Source organism: Brachybacterium paraconglomeratum (assembly GCF_039541415.1).
Lineage (GTDB): Bacteria > Actinomycetota > Actinomycetes > Actinomycetales > Dermabacteraceae > Brachybacterium > Brachybacterium paraconglomeratum_A.
The window spans coordinates 1-7,316 of sequence record NZ_BAABGE010000019.1 but is presented as its reverse complement, the minus strand read 5'-3'; the positions used below and the strand labels follow the sequence as shown (position 1 = coordinate 7,316).

The 7,316-nt window shown below is 67.2% G+C and carries 11 protein-coding genes; 2 read left to right on the top strand and 9 right to left on the bottom strand.

Annotation, left to right across the window (positions count from 1 at the left end; all coding sequences use genetic code 11):
• A partial coding sequence (locus ABD893_RS17005) for a hypothetical protein (protein WP_345083206.1) occupies nt 1-188 on the top strand: 188 nt, incomplete at its 5' end.
• On the opposite strand, the gene ABD893_RS17000 is transcribed toward ABD893_RS17005, so the two are convergent.
• The 6 genes from ABD893_RS17000 to ABD893_RS16975 form a co-directional block, all read right to left on the bottom strand.
• Nucleotides 182-430, bottom strand: coding sequence for a toxin-antitoxin system HicB family antitoxin (locus tag ABD893_RS17000; protein WP_114306462.1), 249 nt, complete (start codon nt 428-430; stop codon nt 182-184). The genes ABD893_RS17005 and ABD893_RS17000 overlap by 7 nt on opposite strands.
• Before the next feature lie 2 nt (nt 431-432).
• Entirely contained in the window at nt 433-1,017 is a 585-nt protein-coding gene (locus ABD893_RS16995) for a ParA family protein (protein WP_181870182.1), read from the bottom strand.
• Nucleotides 1,018-1,081: 64 nt separating this feature from the next.
• Nucleotides 1,082-1,582 carry a CPBP family intramembrane glutamic endopeptidase gene (locus ABD893_RS16990; RefSeq protein ID WP_345083209.1) on the bottom strand — a complete coding sequence of 167 codons (501 nt, stop codon included), beginning with the start codon at nt 1,580-1,582 and terminating at the stop codon, nt 1,082-1,084.
• Between the two features lie 27 nt (nt 1,583-1,609).
• Nucleotides 1,610-2,026: a hypothetical protein gene (locus ABD893_RS16985; protein WP_345083201.1), complete on the bottom strand. Its 417-nt coding sequence runs from the start codon at nt 2,024-2,026 to the stop codon at nt 1,610-1,612.
• Nucleotides 2,023-3,864, bottom strand: coding sequence for a hypothetical protein (locus ABD893_RS16980; RefSeq protein WP_345083198.1), 1,842 nt, complete (start codon nt 3,862-3,864; stop codon nt 2,023-2,025). The genes ABD893_RS16985 and ABD893_RS16980 overlap by 4 nt, the downstream gene beginning before the upstream one ends.
• Nucleotides 3,865-4,031: 167 nt before the next feature.
• Nucleotides 4,032-4,265, bottom strand: coding sequence for a hypothetical protein (locus ABD893_RS16975; RefSeq protein ID WP_114306458.1), 234 nt, complete (start codon nt 4,263-4,265; stop codon nt 4,032-4,034).
• Between the two features lie 199 nt (nt 4,266-4,464).
• Between ABD893_RS16975 and ABD893_RS16970 the strand changes: the two genes are divergently transcribed.
• Nucleotides 4,465-4,812, top strand: a complete 348-nt coding sequence (locus ABD893_RS16970) for a hypothetical protein (RefSeq protein ID WP_345083195.1) — start codon at nt 4,465-4,467, stop codon at nt 4,810-4,812.
• 48 nt (nt 4,813-4,860) lie between these two features.
• Here ABD893_RS16970 and ABD893_RS16965 read toward each other — a convergent pair whose 3' ends face one another.
• The 3 genes from ABD893_RS16965 to ABD893_RS16955 all read right to left on the bottom strand — a co-directional run bounded on the left by ABD893_RS16965 (nt 4,861) and on the right by ABD893_RS16955 (nt 6,829).
• Nucleotides 4,861-5,259 carry a hypothetical protein gene (locus ABD893_RS16965; protein ID WP_345083191.1) on the bottom strand — a complete coding sequence of 133 codons (399 nt, stop codon included), beginning with the start codon at nt 5,257-5,259 and terminating at the stop codon, nt 4,861-4,863.
• A 785-nt stretch (nt 5,260-6,044) separates the two neighbouring features.
• A complete protein-coding gene (locus ABD893_RS16960) occupies nt 6,045-6,506 on the bottom strand; it encodes a hypothetical protein (protein ID WP_345083188.1) in 462 nt (153 codons plus the stop codon).
• Entirely contained in the window at nt 6,506-6,829 is a 324-nt protein-coding gene (locus ABD893_RS16955) for a hypothetical protein (RefSeq protein WP_345083185.1), read from the bottom strand. The genes ABD893_RS16960 and ABD893_RS16955 overlap by 1 nt, the downstream gene beginning before the upstream one ends.
• Nucleotides 6,830-7,316: the final 487 nt, after the last annotated feature.

The following is a 7,316-nucleotide window of genomic DNA, read 5'->3' as shown; positions in this document are numbered from 1 at the left end:
CCGGCGTGCCTCCGAGCTCGATGCTGTACACGCTGCCGAATCACGCAGTGGTGCGGGAGCGGGCCCTCGAGGCGATCGCACCGGCCATCCGCAAGCGCATCAGCGCACTGCCCCCGGAGCCGCTGCGGCGGCGCTCATCGCGGCTTCCTCGGGTGTGCTGGCGTGCTGGCATGCTGGGTTGTCAGTGAGCTGTCTTGTTGGCGAGCTTCTGATTGATGGCGTCCTGGATCCATTCCTGAACGCTGACGTCCTCGGCGAGAGCCGCAGCCTTCACGTCCTTGTGGAGCGACTTCAGGAGTCGGATGGTCAGCTTGCTCATCTCGTCGGCTGCCAGCGAGGACGGGTCGATGAAGGCGTCCTTGGCGCTGCCGGTCGAGCGGGCGTTGGCTCGAGGGCGGGCGGCGAAGCGGTCTGCGGGTTTGGTGGCCATGGTCAGAGCACCTCCAGGAGTTCGGTGGTGAGGTCGTCGAAGCGGAACTTGCTCGGATTCGGGATGGTGCCGCGGAGTCGCCCGATAGAGACGCTGGCGGGGATGACGGTTTCGAACCGGCCGACGCCTCGCTCATCGAGGAGTGAGGCGAAGTCGGCGGCATCGTTCGTGCGTCCGTCGAAGCGGGATAGGAGCACGTAGGTGGGGACCTGGGTGGCGGTGACCTCGACGGTGCTCCAGGTGCGGTCGGTGTCCATGAACCCCGGTGGCGTGGGGACGATGATGAGGTCGGCGACCTTCACGGCTGCATCCACGACGCTCGGGTCGGTGGGGGGCGTGTCGATGACGGTGAAGTCGGTGGTCGGCTTGTAGCTGCGGAGGCTGGCGTGGTTGGCGGGTCGGATTTCGAACGGCAGGGGCGTGCCGTCTTCGTCGGCGATTCGTGCCCAGTCGGTGGCGGACCCTTGGGTATCCATGTCGAGCACGGTCACGGTGTGCCCAAGTTCGGCGAGTTGGGTCGCGATGAGGATGGCGGCCGTGGTCTTGCCGACGCCACCCTTCAGGTTCACTACAGCGATCGTCTTCATGTTTGCCACCATACTGGCGTGCTGGCGTGCTGGCAAGACAGCGCGCCATCTTGACGGCATGCCGTCATGCCGGTGTCGGCCGGGTTTGGCGGCGTGCGGCGCGAAGGGCGCTGCAGAGGAGGATCGCGAGGAGTAGGCCGGCTATGGCGCAGAGGATCGCGACGGCCTGTGCTGCACCGAGGAAGGTGGTGGCTGCGTTGGGGTGCTTCTGGTGGATGACGTAGTAGAGCGAGGCGATGCCGTTGTTCATCACGTGGGCTAGAAAGAGGGGCCAGATGCGGCCGGTCGCGATGTAAAGCAGTGCGAGGGCAAGAGCCCAGACGAGGTGGCCGGGGATCGCGATCACGCCGTAGTAGACGTGGAACGCGGTCCGCAGCAGGACGGCGGTGATGAGGATGGTCGGCCAGCGGTGGCCGGCGGCGCGCAGGGCGACCACGGGGACGGCGAGGACGATGATCTCTTCAACGGCGCCGCTGAGCATGCTGTCGTAGACGAGGAGGGCCGCGGCATCGGGGCTGCTCGGGGGAGTCCAGGGGAAGGAGTTTTGGTCCGGTAGTCCGGGGATCGTTTCCAGTGCGTTGGTGATGACGCCTCACATCTGGAAGATCAGCGTCGCGAGGAGGAAGGTGGCGACGCTGCCGCGCCAGCCTGCTGGCATGCCAGCGCCAATGGTGGATGGAGGGGTGTCGGTGGTCTTGGCGAGGAGCTGCAGTATGGCGAGGCCTGCGAAGGTGAGGGCGAGGACGGGGATGAGGCTGTTGAAGAGTGTCCAGGCGTCCTGGGTGCCGGCGGGGCCGGGCTGGGGGTAGAAGGCCAGGATGAGTGCGGCGATGGTGGCTGTGAGCCACGTGGTGCTGTAGAGCCCGCCGAGGAGTGCCCATGCGGTGCTGTGGGGGATAGCTCCCGGGGTGGTAAGTCGGAGCGGTCGCCATAGAGCGCGCAGTACTCGGATGCTTCGTCGGCGGCGTGCAAGGTGCGCGCGGTGTCTCCGCGCTTGGGTGGGGGTCATGCGACACCTTCTAGTGCGTGCTGGCGTGCTGGCCTGCTGGCGTTGGGTGGGGGTGGATCGAGGTCGTTGAGGCGCATTTCGTCGAGGAGGGCTCGGATCTCGCGGTCTGCTTCGAGGTCGTCGGCGTGGAGGGCGATGTGGTGGCGCTCGAGGTAGGCCCACCAGATGCGCCGGTGTTCGCGGTAGGCCGCGATCTTGGTGGCGCGGGCGTGGGTGACGCCGAAGCGTTCGGCGAGTCGCTCGAGCTCGCGGTCGTCGCTGGTGAGCCAGTAGCCCTCGTCGGCGTGGCCGTCGATGAGGTTCCAGCCGGTGAGGGTGGCGAGGGCGTCGGTGACGGCGGTGCGAGAGAGGCCGGTGCGGGCCTGGATGGTCGCGGGGGAGGAGCCATGGCCGTGCTCGATGGCTTCGTAGGTGAGGGCTGCGGGGGTCCCGAGGCGCTCGAAGACGGGGCGGAGGGCGTGGGCCTTCCCGCGGATCCAGCGCACGGTCTCGGCTGTGGCTGCGTGGCGGTCGGGGATGCGGAGCTCGTAGGCGGCGGCGTCGCGGCCGTGGGCGCGCAGGGTGAGGGTGATCCAGGGGTCGTCCTGGGTGGAGAGCTCGCGGAGGAGTGTGGCGACGGTCTGGATGCTGAGCCCGGTTGCGAGGGAGAGACCGCGGATGCCGGTCGCGGTGAGGGTGGAGCCGATCTCGTGGGACTGCTTGGCGATTGCGCGGAGGAGGAGGCGGCGGGTCCAGCCGGGGGCACCGGGGAATTCTCGGGTCTCCACCTCGTGGAGCAGGCTGCGCCAGGTGCGGATCATGCCGTGGGTGTCACGGACGGAGGGCTCCCCCGTGTGAGAGACGGCGCTTGTGTCAGATGTATGGACGGAGTCCCCCTGCGCTTCGTTCTTGGCTCTGAACAGGGGCTCCATGCGGGTCCAGTCGCCGGCGAAGGAGCGCCAGGGCCGGGGGCGGTGGGCGTGGAGTGCCCAGAGGCCGGGCCAGCGTCCGTCGCTCATGCGCGCGGCGACGTCCTCGCGGCTAAGGCCGGTGGCCATGGCGGACCAGAGGACGGCCCAGCGGGCTTCTGAGGGGCTGTCGTAGCCGTAGGCCGCCCAGTCGCCCTCGAGGGCGAGGGAGAGGTACTTCTGGCCCATGACGCGGCCGGCGCCGGCTTCGTAGACGACGGGGGTGCTGTGGGGCTCGGCCGCGGCGGTCGCGGCGCGCTTGGCCTGCACGAGGAGGATCTCGTCGCGGAGCGTGAGGCGGAGCTGGCGGAGAGCGCGGGCGGGTGTGCGGAGCCCGTCGACACGCTCGCGCAGCGAGCGTTCGCTGATGGTGAGCTGTCGATGGCCACCGAGCTTGTGGACGCTGCCGGGGACGGTGATGCAACCTCGGGCGATCGACTGATGGGGGGAGGGATCGAGTGTCGCCCAGCGCTGGGCCATGGCCTCGACGAGCTCGCGCGCCTCGAGGAAGGGAAGGGGCTGCTCGAGGAGGACGTAGATGTGGGAACCGCCGTGGGCGTGGTCGGTGAGGAACCAAGCACCGGCCTGGTCGAGCAAGGCCTCGGCCTGGAAGACGTCGTACGCGACGTCGGCGATCTGCTCAGGGGTCCGGGCCTTCGCATCGAAGTCGAGAGCGAGAACGATGCAGTGGCCGGCGTTGCTGTAGAGCCGGACGGCGGCGGGCTTCGTGGGCAGCTGAGCAGTGAGGTCCCGCTCGGTGCTGGCGGGGTAGCTGACGCGGCTATCGCGTTGAGGCTTGCCTAGGCGCATGCGCGCCTGCCCTGCGATCACCGGCGCGGTGAGGCGCCAGGAGAGGTCGGCTGGGAGGGTCGTCGGGGTGTCCGTAGACACGCCGTGCTCACCGTACTTGCCTACGGTGACGCGACCCCCGTACTCTGGGGGTACCAAGTTGATGAACCTCCTTTCATCTCACCTCGGGGATCACCAGCGCCAACTGGCCCCCAAGACTTCTTTCACCACCCCCGGACCTGCGCCAACAGGTTGCGGGGGTGAAGTCTTTATGCGGTCTTTCGATCTATCTCCAGGCTCTCTTGAGCTGCGCCTAGGCGCGCCTTCTCCAAGTCCAGACTGGCGATCCACGGCACGAGCTGGGCAGCGGTAAGGTCCGTCACCGACTCTCCAACCAGCTCCGCATACTCGTACAGCTTGTCGCGGCTGGTGGTCGGGATGCGGGTCTTGATATCCGCACGGTCGCCCTTGCTCGGACGACCTCCACTTCGCTTCTGTGCCATGCGGTTCACGTTACACGGAGACCAACGTTCCTGGAACAGAACCAGGCGGCGTGTCGCGCCCTGCAAAGCAGGGAACGCCCTATACACATCCTTCCGGTCCACCCAGCAGGCAAGCCAGATCAGCTACGCCGGTCCGCTGCAGCCCTGCTGCCGAGTGGTGCTGCATGCTGGAGGTATCTGTCACGGAAGGGCGGTGTCCATGTTGGCATTCACGGGGTACACGACGGACCCGGAGACGGGGGAGCGGCTGCCTCCGATCGGCACGCTCTTGGATGTCCGGGGGCTCGATGCTCTGGTCGAGGGCGGCATCCTCGAGCAGACGAACTGGAGCGGTTACCCCCTGACGTATGTGGGGCCGGCGCAGGCAATCGCGGAGTGGCTCGAGCAGCTCCCGCCGCATCTCTTCCGAGTTCGCGGCGTTGGAGCGGAGCGTACTCAGGAGCATCCACAGGGGATCCGTCTAGTAGATGGGGAGGAGGCTCAGCGCCTCGCCGTCGAGGGGCTGCGAGGCCTGGATCCCGAACGACGAATCCAGGTCGATCTCTGAGATCAGAGCTGAACTCTGCCGGTCGGCCACGTCACCGACCGTGGTGCTTCAGCTGCGATACGGGGAGGGCTTCGGTGTGGTGCCGGTGGCCGCCGTGATGGCCTCGAGCAGTGGGGGCGCCTCGGACGCCGCGAGGAAGAGTGCGTGCCCCAGAGCCTGGTCCAGGCTCGTGAAGCCTGGGTCCTGTGTCCAGAGCTCGTCGCGTTGGAGACGTTCGATGCGGTCTCGCATCTGACGCGAGAGGCATGCGATCTGGGCTGAGATCTCGGCTAAGTCGTAGAGCTCGTCGTGTAGCTCTTCATGCGTCATGGGCCGGCCGCGGGCTGCTTGCAGGTCCTCGGGCAGGCCCTCGACCCAGCGCCGTGGCCGGGGCACCGCGACGGGGGTCTGCGGGGTGCGCGAGGCGGCGGGAAGCCGCCCCGCCTGGCGGGCGCGGTAGCGGCGCATCTGTGCGCGCTTGCGGCACTGATCGGAACAGTAGGTACGGCGCCCGGCAGTGAACTGCCCGCCGCACACAGGGCATCTCACGCGGCCTTGTCGACCCATCTCTACCTCCTCGAGCACGCCCGCTAACACCCTACACGGGGGTACTACGTTGTCCCTCCGGGGACGCATTGGTGCCAGAGGTCCGTCGTCCTGTTACTTCTGAGCTTCTGCGTTCTGGGGGCGTGCCTGATGCTGGGGATCGTGTCTCTGCTTGTGGGCGTACTGAGGATGTTTTCGGCGGGATCTATCTCGGGGGTGTTGAGCTGATGCTTCGTGCTCTGTCTGGCTTCTGGTCGGTCCTCTCTGGAGCTCGTGCCGTTGGTCTGGATGGAGTACTCGCGCTGCCGCTTCGGCAGTTCGTGTGGGCAGCTCGACTGCAGGGCTCATCGCGCAGGGGCCGGGCCTCTGCGGGGCGTCGTTTAGCAACTGGTCCAGATGTGCCAGTTGCTAAGCAGGACGAGGGTCTTACGGCCCCTCCCGCCTTCGGCGCTCCCGCTTCGCTCCGCGCCTTCGGCGTCGGGTCCTGCGGCCCTCGCTGGCTCGCTGACGCTCGCCCGGAAAACAGGCCGAACGCACTGCCCGCTGGCCCACTCCGGGCCGATGCTCGTATGCTCATCGCACACGCCCTCCTCATCGGGGTGTGTCACCGGTCGGGGGACGGCAATCCCCGCGACCGCTAGGCGTAGAAGGCCCCGCATCCCCAGGCGTAGAGGGACGCGGGGCCTTCGTCTGTCTGACCGTAGGACTCAGCTCTCATCGCCCTGATCGCCCTGATCAGGCGCGCCGCCGGTCATCCGGACTACCTGCAGCGCCTTTTCAGCGCGACCCAGATCACGCTGAGCGACAGCCAGGTCGTGCTCCGCGGTCTCGATCCGCTGCGCGAGCCGCCGCACCGCGTCGGTCAGCCCGGTGCGACTCTTATCCAGCTGCTGCGCAGCAGCGCGAGCCCGTTCCTTGGCCGCAGAGCGAACAGCCTGGTGCTCTCGCTTACGGGCATCCCAGCTCTGACGGGACTCGAACAGCCGTCGAACCGGGTCGGCCCCGTACACGCCCTGACGCGTCAGGTCGGCCGATGCAGATGCACGAGCAGACGACTCCAACAGAGTGATGAGCCGGATCAGATCCGTGGTCAGCTCCTCCTGAAAGGGATCAGGGTCCGTCACAGCCTCGACAGCGATGTCCACCTCGCGGCGCTGGAGCGGGCGCATCAGATCGCCTCCACCGCGTCAGCGGAGAGCGCGATGCCGCTCCGGCCGTTCATCTCCCAGGAGCGGGCGACAAGGCCCTGCGGCAGGAGCGTGGACATCGGCTCCAGGTCCGGCTCCGTGCGAGACGGCACGCTGATCTCGACCACCTCGGCCTTCGGCTTGAAGGTGCCGCGGGCCTCCAGCCGAAGCAGGGTCTCGATCTTCCACATGGTGATGCCGTCGAAGTTCTTCTTCTTCTGCTTGCCCTCCTGGTCCGTCGAAGCCTTCACGGAGAGGACGAGCAGGTCGCCCAGACGGCTGGTGTCAACGGGGATAGAACGCATGTCGGAACACTCATTTCCGAAGGACGCCGGGAGAGGTCTCTCCGCTGTGGTGCGCCCTTCACCCCGTGTAGTGGGCGGCGATGTGCTCTCGCGGTGCGATCGAGGCACCAAATCCACCCACTGTGTTACGTACGTCATATCTACGGGGCCGGAACGGAGGCCGATTCGTCCGTGGGTGACGGGGTGCCCTCGTAGTGCACGATCCAGCGGGGGATGCCTCCGGCAGCCCTCCGGGGCCTCTTCCTCCCTCCCAAAGCCGAAGGAGGGGACGGAACCTTCCAGCGGGGACCAGGGGACTCCTCAGTGAGGAGACGACCTCCCAACGGGATCACGTCAGCGAGAACGGCCAGACCTCCCGACCACGGACAGCGGCGGCAGCTCGATCGCCCCCACATCATCCCGAGGATTCAGCAACGCCCCTCTCCAAATTTCGTGACGATGCACTATATTCTGTCGCGAAACGAAGCATCGAGAAGGGATAGTCGTG

Excerpts from the sequence above, each read along its gene's own strand:
- ABD893_RS16965 (WP_345083191.1), bottom strand. The coding sequence starts at position 5,259 with ATGCGCCGCTACCGCGCCCGCCAGGCGGGGCGGCTTCCCGCCGCCTCG.
- ABD893_RS16970 (WP_345083195.1), top strand. The coding sequence starts at position 4,465 with ATGTTGGCATTCACGGGGTACACGACGGACCCGGAGACGGGGGAGCGG.
- ABD893_RS16985 (WP_345083201.1), bottom strand. The coding sequence starts at position 2,026 with ATGACCCCCACCCAAGCGCGGAGACACCGCGCGCACCTTGCACGCCGC.
- ABD893_RS16960 (WP_345083188.1), bottom strand. The coding sequence starts at position 6,506 with ATGCGCCCGCTCCAGCGCCGCGAGGTGGACATCGCTGTCGAGGCTGTG.
- ABD893_RS17000 (WP_114306462.1), bottom strand. The coding sequence starts at position 430 with ATGGCCACCAAACCCGCAGACCGCTTCGCCGCCCGCCCTCGAGCCAAC.
- ABD893_RS16995 (WP_181870182.1), bottom strand. The coding sequence starts at position 1,017 with ATGAAGACGATCGCTGTAGTGAACCTGAAGGGTGGCGTCGGCAAGACC.
- ABD893_RS16955 (WP_345083185.1), bottom strand. The coding sequence starts at position 6,829 with ATGCGTTCTATCCCCGTTGACACCAGCCGTCTGGGCGACCTGCTCGTC.
- ABD893_RS16975 (WP_114306458.1), bottom strand. The coding sequence starts at position 4,265 with ATGGCACAGAAGCGAAGTGGAGGTCGTCCGAGCAAGGGCGACCGTGCG.